Origin of the sequence: Nocardia sp. NPDC057440 (assembly GCF_042802915.1) — a bacterium.
Lineage (GTDB): Bacteria > Actinomycetota > Actinomycetes > Mycobacteriales > Mycobacteriaceae > Nocardia.
In genome coordinates this window covers 61897-76396 of the sequence record NZ_JBHVDF010000012.1, presented here as the reverse complement: position 1 = coordinate 76396, position 14500 = coordinate 61897, and the positions used below count along the sequence as shown (strand labels likewise).

General features: G+C 68.0%; 14 protein-coding genes. 9 read left to right on the top strand and 5 right to left on the bottom strand.

The genetic code is table 11. From position 1 onward, the window contains the following. Nucleotides 1–36: 36 nt before the first annotated feature. A complete protein-coding gene (locus ACFU4Z_RS24100) occupies nt 37–1071 on the bottom strand; it encodes an aldo/keto reductase (RefSeq protein WP_379066696.1) in 1035 nt (344 codons plus the stop codon). An 82-nt stretch (nt 1072–1153) separates the two neighbouring features. Here ACFU4Z_RS24100 and ACFU4Z_RS24095 point away from each other — a divergent pair, with 82 nt between their 5' ends. The 3 genes from ACFU4Z_RS24095 to ACFU4Z_RS24085 all read left to right on the top strand — a co-directional run bounded on the left by ACFU4Z_RS24095 (nt 1154) and on the right by ACFU4Z_RS24085 (nt 2436). Continuing rightward, nucleotides 1154–1774 (top strand): TetR/AcrR family transcriptional regulator, encoded by a 621-nt coding sequence (locus ACFU4Z_RS24095; protein ID WP_379066694.1) that lies wholly within the window; start codon nt 1154–1156, stop codon nt 1772–1774. An 87-nt stretch (nt 1775–1861) separates the two neighbouring features. After that, the gene (locus tag ACFU4Z_RS24090; RefSeq protein ID WP_379066692.1) at nt 1862–2098 is read left to right on the top strand and encodes a hypothetical protein; all 237 of its coding nucleotides are present in this window, start codon (nt 1862–1864) and stop codon (nt 2096–2098) included. A gap of 113 nt (nt 2099–2211) precedes the next feature. Next, nucleotides 2212–2436 carry a hypothetical protein gene (locus ACFU4Z_RS24085; protein ID WP_379066690.1) on the top strand — a complete coding sequence of 75 codons (225 nt, stop codon included), beginning with the start codon at nt 2212–2214 and terminating at the stop codon, nt 2434–2436. A 4-nt stretch (nt 2437–2440) separates the two neighbouring features. On the opposite strand, the gene menD is transcribed toward ACFU4Z_RS24085, so the two are convergent. From menD to ACFU4Z_RS24070, 3 genes are all read right to left on the bottom strand, one after another. After that, nucleotides 2441–4084, bottom strand: coding sequence for a 2-succinyl-5-enolpyruvyl-6-hydroxy-3-cyclohexene-1-carboxylic-acid synthase (menD, locus tag ACFU4Z_RS24080; RefSeq protein WP_379066688.1), 1644 nt, complete (start codon nt 4082–4084; stop codon nt 2441–2443). 173 nt (nt 4085–4257) lie between these two features. Further along, the gene (locus ACFU4Z_RS24075) at nt 4258–4704 is read right to left on the bottom strand and encodes a DUF6918 family protein (protein ID WP_379066686.1); all 447 of its coding nucleotides are present in this window, start codon (nt 4702–4704) and stop codon (nt 4258–4260) included. A gap of 86 nt (nt 4705–4790) precedes the next feature. Next, complete coding sequence (locus tag ACFU4Z_RS24070; protein ID WP_379066684.1) at nt 4791–5447, bottom strand: PaaI family thioesterase; 657 nt, start codon at nt 5445–5447, stop codon at nt 4791–4793. 114 nt (nt 5448–5561) lie between these two features. On the opposite strand from ACFU4Z_RS24070, the gene ACFU4Z_RS24065 reads away from it, so the two are divergent. The 5 genes from ACFU4Z_RS24065 to ACFU4Z_RS24045 all read left to right on the top strand — a co-directional run bounded on the left by ACFU4Z_RS24065 (nt 5562) and on the right by ACFU4Z_RS24045 (nt 10315). Continuing rightward, nucleotides 5562–6455 carry a 1,4-dihydroxy-2-naphthoyl-CoA synthase gene (locus ACFU4Z_RS24065; RefSeq protein WP_379066682.1) on the top strand — a complete coding sequence of 298 codons (894 nt, stop codon included), beginning with the start codon at nt 5562–5564 and terminating at the stop codon, nt 6453–6455. A 47-nt stretch (nt 6456–6502) separates the two neighbouring features. Next, nucleotides 6503–6895, top strand: coding sequence for a VOC family protein (locus ACFU4Z_RS24060; RefSeq protein ID WP_379066680.1), 393 nt, complete (start codon nt 6503–6505; stop codon nt 6893–6895). A 363-nt stretch (nt 6896–7258) separates the two neighbouring features. Further along, the gene (menE, locus tag ACFU4Z_RS24055; protein WP_379066896.1) at nt 7259–8395 is read left to right on the top strand and encodes an o-succinylbenzoate--CoA ligase; all 1137 of its coding nucleotides are present in this window, start codon (nt 7259–7261) and stop codon (nt 8393–8395) included. Between the two features lie 88 nt (nt 8396–8483). Then, nucleotides 8484–9473 (top strand): ATP-binding cassette domain-containing protein, encoded by a 990-nt coding sequence (locus tag ACFU4Z_RS24050; RefSeq protein WP_379066678.1) that lies wholly within the window; start codon nt 8484–8486, stop codon nt 9471–9473. A 5-nt stretch (nt 9474–9478) separates the two neighbouring features. Continuing rightward, nucleotides 9479–10315 carry an ABC transporter permease gene (locus ACFU4Z_RS24045; RefSeq protein ID WP_379066894.1) on the top strand — a complete coding sequence of 279 codons (837 nt, stop codon included), beginning with the start codon at nt 9479–9481 and terminating at the stop codon, nt 10313–10315. Between the two features lie 134 nt (nt 10316–10449). Here ACFU4Z_RS24045 and ACFU4Z_RS24040 read toward each other — a convergent pair whose 3' ends face one another. Next, nucleotides 10450–13911 (bottom strand): BTAD domain-containing putative transcriptional regulator, encoded by a 3462-nt coding sequence (locus ACFU4Z_RS24040; RefSeq protein WP_379066676.1) that lies wholly within the window; start codon nt 13909–13911, stop codon nt 10450–10452. 130 nt (nt 13912–14041) lie between these two features. Between ACFU4Z_RS24040 and ACFU4Z_RS24035 the strand changes: the two genes are divergently transcribed. Continuing rightward, on the top strand, nt 14042–14497 hold the full coding sequence (locus tag ACFU4Z_RS24035; protein ID WP_379066674.1) for an SRPBCC family protein: 456 nt from the start codon (nt 14042–14044) through the stop codon (nt 14495–14497). The last annotated feature ends 3 nt before the right edge of the window (nt 14498–14500 follow it).

The window sequence follows — 14500 nt, the reverse complement described above, 5'->3', positions numbered from 1 at the left end:
GGGACACCGGCTGGAGAGTGTCCCGATACGTTTCTCCTAGACCGCGGGCGGGTTGAGCCGGGCGAAGTCGGGCAAGCGGTAATACGGGTAGTACGGGTACGGCGGCGTGGTCGCGCTGGCCTTGTCGAGCCGGGCGATCTGGTCCGCGGACAGCTGCCAGCCGACAGCGCCGAGGTTCTGGCGCAGCTGTTCCTCGTTGCGGGCACCGACGATCACCGTTGCGACGGTGGGTCGGCTCAGCAGCCAATTGAGGGCGATCTGCGGGACGGTCCTGCCGGTTTCCATGGCGAGCTCGTCGAGCACGTCGACCACGTTGTAGAGGTGCTCGTCGTCGACCGGCGGGCCCGCCTCGGCTGTCTGATGCAGTCGGCTGCCATCCGGAAGCGGTTGTCCACGACGAATTTTGCCGGTCAGCCTGCCCCAGCCCAGCGGGCTCCAGACCACCGCGCCGACACCCTGATCCTGGCCGAGGGGCATCAGCTCCCATTCGTAGTCGCGGCCGACCAGTGAGTAGTACACCTGGTGCGCGACGTAGCGGGTCAGGCCGTTGCGGTCGGCCGCGGCAAGGGATTTCATCAGCTGCCAGCCCGCGAAGTTGGATGCGCCGAGGTAGCGGATCTTGCCCGCGCGCACCAGATCGTGCAGTGCGGCAAGGACTTCCTCGACCGGGGTGTGCGCGTCGAACGCGTGCAGCTGGAACAGGTCGATGTAGTCGGTGCCAAGCCTGCGCAGCGATCCCTCCACCGCGCTGATGAGCCGGGCCCGCCCCGAACCCGCGTCGTAGGGGCCGGGACCGGTCGGCAGACTCGCCTTCGTCGACAGCAGCAACTGGTCGCGGCGTCCCTTGATGGCCGCGCCGAGCACCTCTTCGGAGGCGCCGTCGGAGTAGACATCGGCGGTGTCGAACATGGTGACACCTGCCTCCAGGCTGATGTCCACCATGCGCCGTGCCTGTTCGGCATCGGTGTCGCCCCAGGCGCTGAAGAGTTCGCCGCGACCGCCGAAGGTGCCCGCGCCGAAACTCAAGGCCGGGACGAGCAGACCTGACGCGCCGAGCCGCCGGTACTCCATGATGACTCCTAAAGGGTCTATAGTTCCGTTAACATCTGGAACAGTACACCCGTCGCGCCATAAATGAAACTGGAGTCCCGTTATGACCTCCGAAGAGCTCACCCCCGGCTCGGTCCGCCCTGGTGGACGCACCGCGCGCGTGCGCGAGGCGGTACTGCGAGCGGCAGGCGATCTGCTGGCCGAACGCGGCTTCGCCCACCTGGACCTCGCCGAGGTCGCCGCACGGGCCGAGGTCGGCAAGACCACCGCCTACCGCCGCTGGCGCACCCCGACCGGACTGGTCATCGACCTGCTCGCGGACATGGCCGAGCAGTCGCTGCCGCACGCCGACACGGGCTCCCTACTCGGCGATCTGACCGCGAACGCCCGGCTGGTGGCCAAGACATTGACCGACCCGCGCCAAGGCAGGCTCTTCCAGGCCGTCATCTCCGCCGCGACCTGTGACGACACCGCCGCCACCGCGCTGCACCGCTTCTACGACATCCGCCTCACCGAATGGTCCCCGTGCGTGCAGGCCGCGATCACCCGTGGCGAGATTCCCGAAGGCACCGACGCGCGCGCGGTCCTCTCCGCGGTCTCGGCGCCGCTCTACTACCGCCTGCTCGCCTCGGGCGACCCCATCGACGACCTCGCGGCGACAACGGCCGCCCGAGCCGCGACGAGCGCCGCGGCCGCGGGCTTGTTCATGGCCGCCCCTCGGTGATCCGGCCCGGTGCGCCGCGCTCCCCGCGCCCGCCGTCGCAACCAAGTCGTAGCGGCGAAAAGTGCTGGAAAAGAGGATAATTGGGAGATGAAGGGTGATCGTGTAGAGGTGGTCGTCGACTTCGGTGACGGATCTCGAAGCTATGAAGTGGTCGCGACGAGAGCGGGCAGGCGCGTAGACGTCCGGATCGCGCGCGGCGTCGTCGAAGTCAGCGAAGTTACGAGGACCGGAGTCGTGGTCCGCACCGCGCGGTTCATGGCGAACCGGACGCTGGCGCTGGTGGAATACCCGGCGAAGGGAACCGGCGCGATCGAAGGCGAGTAGCAGCGGGGTTGCCGCATCGCGCGCGGCGGAGCATTCTCGATGCGTATCCGACTGTTGTCCTACTCCGTCGTGGGTGATCCACGCAGGAGGCACCAGCGGAGAGGAGCGAACGAATGACCGATCGCAACACGTCCCGCGCCATGGACGTGGTTCCGGAAGCCGATCTCGCCGAACAATCCATGCCGGCCTATCCGGACGAAATCGTCGACGAGACCGATGAACAGGAGATCGCCGCAGCGGTCGATCGGGATGCGCTGAGCGCGGACCCCGCCGACATCGTCGAGCAATTGATCCCGGTGCCGCTGGACGACGACCACGACACCGGCCCCGCCTACTGACGCGCTAAGGCGCGATCTTGGCGCGCACCGTGGCATGCAGCTCGCGCAGGCTGGACCGTTCGGTCACCACCTCGAGCACCCGTGTTCCGTGTGCTCGTCCGCTCAGCTCGACGGCCAACTGCTCGGGGTCGACCTGCCGGTGCGGAATGCGGTACGCGGCGCACAGCGCGGCCAGGTCCATCCCGTGCGGGGTGCCGAACACTCGCTCGAAGACACCGGCGTACTGCGGGTCGCCCTGTTCGAGCAGTTCGAAGATGCCGCCGCCGTCGTCGTTGGCGACCACGATGGTGAGGTCGGCGGGGCGCGGTTCACCACGCCCGATCAGCAGGCCGGACGCGTCGTGCAAGAAGGTGAGGTCACCCATCAGCGCGATGGTGCGGCCTTCGTGGTGCAGTGCCGCGCCGACCGCCGCGGACACGGTGCCGTCGATGCCCGCGACGCCGCGATTGGACAGCACCCGGACGCCGGGGCGGGGCGACGAGACCAGCGCCGCGTCGCGGACCGGGTTCGACGCGCCGAGCAGTAGTTGATCGCCCTCGCGCAGCGCATCCATCACCACCGCCGCCACATGCAGGCCGGTCGGCTTCGGGTGCACGGCGAGTTCGGCGCGCACCACCTCGTTCGCCCGCGCGTTCAATTCCCGGCAGTGCGCCAGCCATTCCGGCCTCGGTGCGCCGGTGACCAGCGCGCGAGTGCCGGTCCCGACGACATTGCCTGAGACATCGGGCCAGCGCGGCCCGGTGGTCAGCGCGAAAACGGTGACATCCGGGTCGGCGAGCACCCGCGAGACCTGCCGGTGCAGAGTGGGACGGCCGGTGATGATGGCCTGCTGCGGTTTCAGCAGCGGCAGCGCGAGCGGGTGCAGTGCGGGGCCGTGCATGGGGGCCGTCGGCTCGGCGACGGTCGGCAGTTCGGACAACTCGGGTCGCAGGCCCGCACCATGCCCGGAAATGACTACGGTGTCGGGCGTCAGGTCGATATCGAGCGGCACATCGAGCGTCGCGTACTGGGTGAGTGTCCAGGCTCGCCCGCCCGCGCGACCGGCAGGCGCGGATTCGCCCGGCGCAAGGTCGGGCACCAGCGGCTCACGCAGCGGAATATCGAAATGCACCGGGCCCGCGTTGCCGGAGCGGGTGCCGCGGGCCGCGGCGAGCACCCGGCAGACCGCCGAGCGCCACAGGCTGTTCTGGTGCCCGTAGGGCGCGCAGTCGGCAGTGGCGGATTCGTCCTCGGCGAGGCCGAGACTGATGGTGGCACGGACCTGGCTACCGAACAGGCCGAGCTGTTCCACCGTCTGGTTGGCGCCGGAACCGAGCATCTCGTAGGGCCGGTTCGCACTGAGCACCACGAGCGGCACCCGGGCGTAATTGGCCTCGAGCACCGCGGGCCCGAGATTGGCCACCGCGGTCCCCGACGTCATGACAACCGGCACCGGCAGCCTGCTCGCGACCGCGAGTCCGATCGCGAGGAATCCGGCGGTCCGTTCGTCGATGCGCATGTGCAGCCGGAGCCGGCCCGCCGCGTCGGCCGCTTGGAGCGCGAAGGCCAACGGAGCGTTGCGTGACCCCGGACACAGAACAACGTCCCGCACACCCCCGCGCGCGAGTTCGTCGACGACCACCTGCGCTTGTGCTGTAGACGGATTCACGACTCCAGCCTCTCAGACAGTTGCCCCGACGTCTCCGTCGCCCTGCTCACACACGTGTGTTCGAGTGGGTTTTCGCCGCCCGCGTCCACCACCGGACGCGGGCGGCGCAGAAGCGCGCACACCCCGAATCGGCGATGCCGATATCGGTCGATGTGCGACGCGCGCTGCCGAAATCAGTTGGCGTGCTTCTGAACCAGATCGCCCAGCCGCGGCAGGGCCTCGATGACGTTCTTCTTCGCCGAGGAACGCATCGAGGAGTAGACCTTCTTCAGCGCGGGCCTGGTCGAGGAGTCGGCCCGCTCGTCGGTGACGCTGAGCAACGCCTCGGCGACCTCGTCGGACTTGGCGACCAGCAGCTCGGCGAAGGTGCCCGCGCCGTTGGCCGTGTACTCCTGCCAGAACGGCTCCAATTGCGCGACAAGCTTGGGCGCCAAGGACTCCAGCGCATCAGGCACGATGGACGGGCTGATCTTCTTGACCGCCGCGTATCCACCCTTGACTGCCAGGCCAGACGCACCACCCTTGTCCGACACCTCGGCGTCCAGAACCTCCTTGGCGTCGGCAAGGAAGGCCGTCCGCTTGGCGTCGTCGAGCAGGGATTCAGACAGTGCTGCAACCACTTTCAGGTTCCTCCGGATTGATGTCGATGAACGAGCGCTGGCAACTATACGCACTGGTGCGGAAGGTCACACGGTACTGACCCGGCTCAGGGCTGCCAGGGCAGCAACTGCACCATGAGTCCTTCACAATCCGCGAGCACATTGTCCTGCTCATCGAGCAGCTCCGCGGTGATGAAAGTCTTGCGCCCTTCGGTCCGATCGACCCGCCCCCGCACCGTGAGCGGCGTCTCCAGCGGAGTGATTTTCCGGTAGTTGACGTGCAGATATGCGGTTCGGCTTATCGGTCTGCCCGCGTAGTGCACGATCATGCCGAGCAGGTCGTCGAACAGCAGCGGCAGCACGCCGCCGTGCGCGGCGCCGTTGCCGCCGAGATGGAAGCGACGAAATTCACCGGTCATCCGGATACCGTCGGGTCCGGCCTCGGCGACCTGCCACGGCAGCAGCAAAAGGCTGCCGCGCCCTGGCAATTCGACCGCGCGGCCCGCGGGCCCCTGTAGCTCGGGCGCCCCGTAGGGCTCCAGTAGATCGATCAGCTGCCGCACTTGCGCGAGCGCTTCACCGAAGACCTCGTCGGTGGCGTCGACGGAGACGGCCAGATCTTGCAACGTGCGCATCGCCTCGACGAACGGCCCGAAATTGGACCCGATCTTCGCGCGGGAGACCTTGGGAAAGCCCCCGTGCTTCTCGTACCGGGATTCGTCCACCGCGCTCCGGTCGATAACCGGTTTCACTCGCTCGCTCATACCTGCACGGTAACGCGTAGTTTTACACCGTCAAGTCGAACAATCCGGTGACCTGGCTCCGGCCACGGGAAGTCGCTGGCACCCGGAGCGAGGCCGGGGGCAATAATCACTGACGTGACGTTCAATCCGAAGCTGTGGCGGCCCGTTCCCGGGTTCGAGAACCTGACCGACATCACCTACCACCGGCATATCGAGCAAGGCACCGTTCGTGTCGCGTTCGATCGTCCGGAGGTCCGCAATGCGTTCCGGCCGAACACCGTCGACGAGCTCTATCGCGCGCTCGACCACGCCAGGATGACCCCGGACGTCGGCGCGGTGCTGATCACCGGCAACGGGCCCGCACCGAAGGACGGCGTCTGGGCCTTCTGCTCCGGCGGCGATCAGCGCATCCGCGGCCGCAACGGTTACCAGTACGCCAGCGGCGAGACCGCCGACACCGTCGACCAAGCGCGTGCGGGCCGGTTGCACATCCTGGAGGTGCAGCGGCTGATCCGCTTCATGCCGAAGGTGGTCATCGCACTGGTCAACGGCTGGGCCGCTGGCGGCGGGCACAGCCTGCACGTGGTCTGCGACCTGACGCTGGCCAGTCGCGAACACGCGCAGTTCAAGCAGACCGATGCCGATGTCGGCAGTTTCGACGGCGGCTACGGCAGCGCCTATCTGGCGAAAATGGTCGGCCAGAAATTCGCACGGGAAATCTTCTTCCTCGGCCGCCCGTACACCGCGGAGGAAATGCATCAGATGGGCGCGGTGAACAAGGTCGTCGACCACGCCGAACTGGAAGACGTTGCGCTGGAATGGACTGCCGATATCAACGGCAAATCCCCACAGGCCCAGCGCATGCTGAAATACGCGTTCAATCTCCTCGACGACGGCCTGGTCGGCCAGCAGCTGTTCGCCGGTGAAGCCACCCGCATGGCCTACATGACCGACGAGGCCGTCGAGGGCCGTGATGCGTTCCTGGAAAAGCGGAAGCCGGACTGGACCCCGTATCCCTGGTACTTCTGACCATCGCCGGGTCGCATTTATCGGACTAATCGGACGGATGGTGTGAAATGGACATTCTGAGCAGCCGGATAATCCTGCGTCCGGCCGACCACGCGAAAACGCTCGCGTTCTATCGGGAGGGACTCGGGCTCGCCATTGCCAGGGAGTATCCGGGCGGCACGGTGTTCTTCGCTGGGCAGTCGCTGGTTGAGGTGGCCGCGCACGGCGGAACGGGAAGTTCGACGGCCTTCAGCGGCGCGATCTGGTTGCAGGTCCGCGACGTTTCCGACGCCGCCGCCGAGCTGGCGCTGGCTGGGATCGCGATCGACCGACCGCCGGTGCGCGAGCCATGGGGCCTGATCGAAATGTGGGTGAAAGACCCCGACGGTGTGCCGATCGTGCTGGTCGAGGTGCCCGCCGAGCATCCGATCCGACGGGATTCGCGCTGGTCACCGGACTGAAGGCCGGATAAGCCACGGGCCGGGACCGGTGGCCCGAGTTGCCAATGCCGAGCCCGGCGAGGACGATAACGCTCGGATGGCCGCCCGACCGCCGATGTCCGGGCTCGCCGCTGTGTACCCCGTCCGACGAGTGAATCGCAGTCTCGATGCCTGGCGTACCCCAACCCCGATCCCATGGAGCGCGCGGACCCCGCGCGCGTCGATCCAGCAAACCGACCCGTTCCGTGTGTAGCGGCGCGGGCATGACACGATCAGACGCGTGAGGGAGCGGAGCGAGCGAGCCATGGGCACAGCGCCTCTGGGCACGACGGAGCCCGGCGTCAGCGAGGTGGAGTCGTGACAACGACCTTGCGGACTTTGCCGATGCCGACCGGATCCCGGGTCGGCGACGTGCTGCCACATCTGCGCGAAGCGCTGGAGGGCAACGGCCCCGCGTGGTTGCCGATCCCGACCAGCGATCGTCGCGAGGCCCAGCGCCTCAGCGACGCCCTCTCCCCCGGTGAGCCGATCGACGACGGCATCGCGCTCGTGGTGACCACCTCGGGCACCACCGGGGTGCCGAAGGGCGCGATGCTCGGCGCATCCGCGCTGCTTGCCAGCGGCGCGGCCACCCACGACCGGCTCGGTGGGCCGGGCAGTTGGCTGCTCGCCCTGCCGACGCATCACATCGCCGGCATCCAGGTGCTGCTACGCAGCATCCAGGCAGGCACCGAACCCACCGTGCTCGACGTCTCGGGCGGTTTCCTGCCCGAAGCCTTGGCGGGCGCGGTCGCGAGCATGCGCGGACCACGCCGGTACACCGCATTGGTGCCGACCCAGCTGGTCAAGTCGCTCGACACTCCCACCGCCGCGGCCGCATTGGCCGAACTGGACGCGGTGCTCGTCGGCGGCGCGGCCACTCCGCTACCGCTCTACGAACGCGCGAAAGCCGCCGGTATCAACGTTGTTCGCACCTACGGCATGAGCGAGACCTGCGGTGGCTGCGTCTACGACGGTGTGCCGCTCACCGGCACCCACGTGCGCATCGAGGACGGCCGGGTACTGCTCGGCGGGGCCATGATCGCCGCGGGTTACCGCAATCAGCCCGATCATCCCGCGTTCGCCGAACCGGGTTGGTTCCGCACCGAGGACGCGGGCGCCTTCGACGACGGCGTGCTCAGCGTCAGCGGCCGTCTCGACGAGGCGATCATGACCGGTGGCCTGCTGGTGATACCGCAGGTGGTCGAGGCCGTGCTGGGGACGCATCCCTCGATCAGCGAATGCGTGGTGCTCGGACTGCCCGACGAACGACTAGGGCAGCGCGTCGCCGTCGTGGTGGTGCCTGCCGCGGGCGCGACACCGACCCTGGAGGAATTGCGCGAGCACGTCGTGCGCGAGCTGGACTCCATCGCGGCCCCCCGGGAATTGGCGCTGCTCGACGAGCTGCCGCTGATCGGCCCCGGCAAGCCCAATCGCACCGAACTGCGCGCCTATCTACAGGCCGAGTCGACGCGACAATAGGCTCACGACCTGCGGTGTGTGCCGCTGCAAGTGCGCGTGACACCGTCATGCAAGGGCCGTGCAAGATCGGCCCCCCAGAGTTCTCCGCATGACTTCTTTCGCACCAACTTCAGCGCTCGCCGTAGAGGCGGACGGCCTGGTCAAGGTGTTCGGGGAACAGCGCGCCGTCGACGGTGTGAGCCTGGCGGTTCCGCAGGGCTCGGTATACGGCGTGCTCGGACCGAACGGCGCGGGCAAGACCACCACCATCAAGATGCTCGCCACCCTGCTGCGGCCCGACGGCGGCAGCGCCCGCATCTTCGGCCGTGATGTCGTCGCCGAACCGACGGCCGTGCGTTCCCTCGTCGGCGTCACCGGCCAGTACGCCTCGGTCGACGAAGACCTGTCGGCCACCGAGAACCTGATCATCTTTTCCCGCCTGCTCGGCCTGAGCCGCATCGACTCGCGCCGCAAGGCCGCCGAACTGCTCGAGGAATTCGACCTCACCGAGGCGGCGAACAAGCCGCTGAAGAACTTCTCCGGCGGCATGCGCCGACGCCTCGATCTGGCCGCCAGCCTGATCGCGACGCCGCCGCTGCTGTTCCTCGACGAGCCGACCACCGGCCTCGACCCGCGCACCCGCGCCCAGATGTGGGGGACCATCCGCCGGCTGGTCCGTGCGGGCGCGACGGTGCTGCTCACCACCCAGTACCTGGACGAGGCCGATCAGCTGGCCGACCGGATCGCCGTCATCGACCACGGCAGGGTGATCGCCGACGGCACCGCCGACGAGCTCAAGGCCTCGGTCGGCGGCTCCTCGCTGCACCTGACCCTTGTCGATCGGGCCCAGCTCGAAGAGGCGCGCCGCATCGTCGGCGATTTCCTCGGCGCCGAAGCCTTGATCACGCCGGAGGCGGGCAGGCTCACGGCTCCGCTCGCGGATGCGGGTATGACCGCCGATCTGCTGATTCGCCTGCGCGAGTGGGAGATCGCGGTCGACGAGATCACCGTGAGCAAGCCGACCCTCGACGAGGTCTTCCTCACCATTACCGGCCACCCGGCCGACGACGACAACGATTCCGAACGGAGCGCGGCATGACCACCATGACCACCCCGAGCACGGCTGCCGCCGGGCAGCACGCGGCGGACCGCTCGATCCCGGAGGCCAGCAACAGGATCAGCCTCCGGCAGACCGTGTCGACCTCGGTCACCATGGCCTATCGCGGCATCCTGAAGATCAAGCACAATCCGGAGCAACTGTTCGATGTGACGGTGCAGCCGATCCTGTTCACCGCGCTGTTCGCCTACATCTTCGGCGGTGCGATCTCCCACAACGTGCACGACTATCTGCCGATCCTCATTCCCGGCATCCTGGTGCAGACGGTGATCCTGACCTCTGTGGTGACCGGCACCCAGTTGCGTGAGGACATGGACAAGGGCGTCTTCGACCGGTTCAAATCGCTGCCCATCGCCCGTATTTCAGCACTGGCGGGCGCGTTGATCGCCGATATGGTCCGCTACGTTCTCGCGACCACCCTGACCATTATTGTCGGCCTCTGCCTCGGCTACCGGCCCGAAGGCGGCGTGATCGGTGTGGTGGCCGCGGGTCTGGTCATCGTGGTGTGCTCGTTCGCGGTCAGCTGGATCTGGGCGCTGGTCGGCGTCACCGGCAAGAGCGCCGCGGGCGTGCAGGGCATTTCGATGATGGTGATGTTCCCGCTGACCTTCATGTCGGGCGCTTTCGCCCAGGTGAGCACCATGCCGGGCTGGTTGCAGGCGATCAATCACGCAAACCCGGTCTACTACATGGTGAATACGGCCCGAGCGCTGATGAACGGGAACGATTACGGCAGTGATCTGGCCTGGTCGCTGGTCGGCTCGGTCGTCGTGATCGCGATTTTCGCCCCGCTGAGCATCAGGGCGTACATGCGCAGGGCGTGAGCATCCGGCACCGGAGGTAAGCATCCCGAGCCGAATGCCGTGGTGAGAGACGCGAAGTCACTCACCACGGCATTCGGCTTTTTCGTGCCGAGCGGTGCGCCCTCGCGAGGTCGATCATCGACCAGGGCGTGCACTCAATCCGCGGCGAGGCCTGAGAATTCGCGCAGCAGTTCGATGATTCGCTGCGCCGCGTCTTTGCGCCGCAGCGCCGCCGCTCGGGACAAGGCCGCGTCCAATCGCTCGGCACCGGTCACTGCTCGATGCAGCCGAATGTGGCGCCGCCATTCCATCGAGGGATAGTCCTGTCGGGCAACGACCTTGGTGGCCAGCGCGAGCAGCTCCAGACCACGGTCCGATTCTTCGCCGGTGGCGAGGTGATAGGAACCAACCGCACATCCGACCGCACCGATCTGCGGCAGGTCGTAGAACTGCGGAAGGCGATCCGCCGCACTGCCCGCGAGCTCGTGCACCAGTCCGGCCACCGTCGCCGCACGGCCGTGCAGGATATGAGCATCGACGACCGCGCTGGCCAGCATCAATGCCGTGGGTCCTGGCGCGAGCGAGTCCTCCGGCCAGCCGAGCAGGTCGAGCGCCCGGTAGAAGTGGCGCATCCCGGCGTCGATATCTCCCTCGGCGAGTTCGAGTTCCGCGACCCCGCCGACCACGGCGGCCAAACGCGGATTGCGTCGAACCGACGGGTCGTCGACCGGATATCGATAGGACGGATCCGAATCCGCGGATCCGAGCGCGGAGTCCAGCACCTGCCGCGCCTGCCCGAGCCGCCCCGCGCCGATCAGCGAGATCGCGAGGTAGCTACTCATTTCCAGCATTTCTTCGTGAGCGCGCAATTCCCGCAAGAGATCCGCGGCCCTGCGGAAGTGCTGGACGGAACCGGCGTAATGCGCGGTCTGGCCGGACAGCTGCCCGAGATGCTGGCTCACCATCGAGGTGCCCCACGGATCGCGGCCGTCCATGATTTTCAAGACCTTCAGCGCATCTCGAGTGGAGCCGTAGACCAGTCCGGAGTGCTCCTGCGCGTTCATCCGGACGATCAGCGCGGAGGCGCGGACATCGTCGTCGGAGGAGCGCGCACCCTCGGCGAGCAGCCTGGCTACCCCGGCCCCGGACGGATCCACACACAGGATCTCGGCGAGATACCGCATGCCGGCATTGAAATCGGTGCCGGTGCGCGCCAATCGGCGTACGCGCGCTCGCACGGTGGCAACCGGGCGCAGGTCGGTGCTCATGTACAACATGTGCAAAGCCATCACCAGGTGGGCGAGCATCTGCAGATCGGCGACCGTACCGCGCACCGGCTGCTTTTCGGGCGGCAGCCCCACGATCCGGCTCGCCCAGCCTGTCAGTTCCATGTGCGCGCCGCGCATCACCCACAGAATCGCGACCACTGGGAACACCCGGTACACCGTGCGCGAGTCGCGGTGCTCGACCGCGTGACGCAGGACCGCGACCAAGTTGTCCAGGTCCGCCGCCACCGCGAGCACCGTGGGAACCTGCTCGCCTGCCCGATACCGAACCGCCGCGGCGACCGCGAAATCGCGGGCCCAGCGTGACATTCGGGACATGACAAGCGCGCCCTCGTCGACTGCTCCCGGAACACCCGCCACCGCTTCGGTTTTGGTAAGCGCGAGCTGTTCCTCACCGAATTCGCGGACAGTCTCCAGCATCCGGTAGCGCGTGCCGACCTCGGCGTCATCGTCCTCGAGCACCGTGAGCAGAGACTGGCCGACCAGGCCGTCCACGGCGCCGGCGACATCGTCCACCTCGGGGCCGCCTGCCACCGCTTCGGCGGCGGCGAGCGTGAAACCGCCCGGCATCCGGCACATTCGGCGCAGGGTCACCTGTTGCGGTTCGTCCAGCAGGTTCCAGCTCCAGGCGATCACCGCGTGCAGAGTGCGATGCCGAGGGGGTGAGGAACGATCCCCGCTGCGCAGCAGGGCGAAACGGTGCTCGAGCCTGGACTCGATCTCCTCCACGCTCATCGTGCGCACGCGCGCCGCGGCCAGCTCGATGGCGAGCGGCAAGCCGTCCAGCGTTCCGCACAACCGGGCGACCGCCTCCGAATTCAGTCGCACCGCCGGTCGCACCGCACGGGCTCGCGCCATGAAGAGGTCGGTGGCGGGCGATCCGGCCGCATCGATCGCCAAGGGCGACAGCGGATACACCGTCTCGGCGGTGATCGCGAGCGGCGCGCGGCTGGTAGTCAGCATGGTGAGCTGATCACAGCTGCCGACCAGGTCGGCGACGACCTCGGCGACCGCGTCGATCAGGTGCTCGCAGTTGTCCAGGATCAGCAGCATCGGACGGGCCGAGAGCGCATCCCGAAGCCGTCTGCGCGCATCGACCGGTTGCCCGGGGCGCATGCGACCCGTTTCCAGCACGACCTCACCCAAGCCGAGGGTGGTGCTGACCGCGCCTTCGATCTCCGAACGGGCATCGGCATCCGCGTCGGTGCGCACCGACGCGAGTTCCACCAGCACCACCGGCATGCTGTGCGCCACCCGAGCGCCCAATTCGTTGGCCACCCTGGTCTTTCCGGTGCCGCCGGGGCCGAGCACCGTGGTCACCCGCGACCGGCGCAGCAGTTCCTCGAGGGCATCCAGGTCGGCGGCCCTGCCGAGCAAGGTGTTGGGCGCCGCGCGCAGCCCGATCGCGGTCACCGCACTCGGGGCCGAACCGCCCAACCGCACAGCCGAATTTCGTCCGCCTGCGGCCGCCGGATCGGCAGCCCCGTCCCGCATCGGCCCGTCGGGCACGGCACCATTCTCCGCGGCATTGCTCGGCGCGCGCGGCGCGTGATCGGAGCGCGGCGAGAGACCGGGAGTCGGGTCGCCGCGCAGGATCGCGGTATTCAATTCGACAAGCGCGGGCCCCGGATCTGCGCCGAGTTCTTCGACCAGCCGACCACGGATGGACGCGAACACCTCCAGCGCCTCGTTCGGCCGACCGGCCGCGGCAAGCAGCCGCATCAGCATCGCGTGCGCGGCCTCGTCGACGGGGTTGGCCGCGGCCCTTCGGCGGGTGATCGCCACCGCACCGTCGAGGTCACCACCGGACACCAGGGCCGAGACCTCGACAGCCTCCAGATCGGCGAATCGTTGCGCCGCCGCGGTACGCAGTTCGCCGGCCAGCTCGCCCGCGGGCAGATCCGCGCCGGGCTCACCACGCCACAACGACCTGGCCTGCGCCAGCGCGGCCGAGCACGCGGCGTGGTCACCCTCGGACTGCCGCCGGCGTGCCGTGCGCAGCAAGGCATCGGCCAACGTCAGATCGACCTGATCGGCGCGCAGGGTGAGCCGATAGCCCGCGGGCCCGATCTCCAGCGCACCGTCGGGCAGCGCCGACCGCAGCCGCGACACCTGAGTATGCAACGCGTTCATCGGCGCGCGCGGTGGCTGTTCACCCCAGACGTCGTCGATGAGGGCCTGCGCGCTGCGGCTGCGGCCGGGCCGCAGGGCAAGGGCGGCCAGCAGCAGCCGCGACCTGGCGCCGGGCAGCGCCGCGAGCGCACCGTCCCTGCGTAGCGCGATTTCGCCCAGCAGGGCCACCACGACCGATGCGCCTGCGGGCGTTGTCACAGTCCGACTTCGGCCGTCGGGGCCGTTCTGATCCGGAAACATTCCGTGGTCATCGTATGCGAGCGACGCCGACCAGGTCGTCATGGTTTTTGGCCCCCGTTCCGGCAGGCCGGTCGCCTACGCTGAGCACATGGCTGAGTTCGAGGTAGTTCGGCAGGCCGTCATCACGGCCGAGCCGTCGCGTATTCATGGGCTGATCGATGACTTCCACGAGTGGACGAAGTGGTCGCCGTGGGAGGACATCGATCCGCAGTTGCAGCGGAGCTATACCGGGTCGGACGCCGGTGTCGGCGCCAAATACGCCTGGGACGGCAACCGCAAAGCCGGGCGCGGCGCTATGGAGATCACCTCCAGCGACGATCGCGAAATCGGCATCAGGCTCGCGTTCGAGAAGCCGTTCAAGGCCGTCAACCAGACCACGTTCGAGCTGAATCCAGTCGACGGCGGCACCGAGGTGGTGTGGCGGATGACCGGTCAGCATCAAGGCCTGATGGGGCTGATCGGGAAGGTGTTTCCGATCGACAACATGATCGGGAAGGACTTCGAGAAGGGTCTCGGCCGGCTGAAGGCGGTCGCCGAGGCGTAGGCG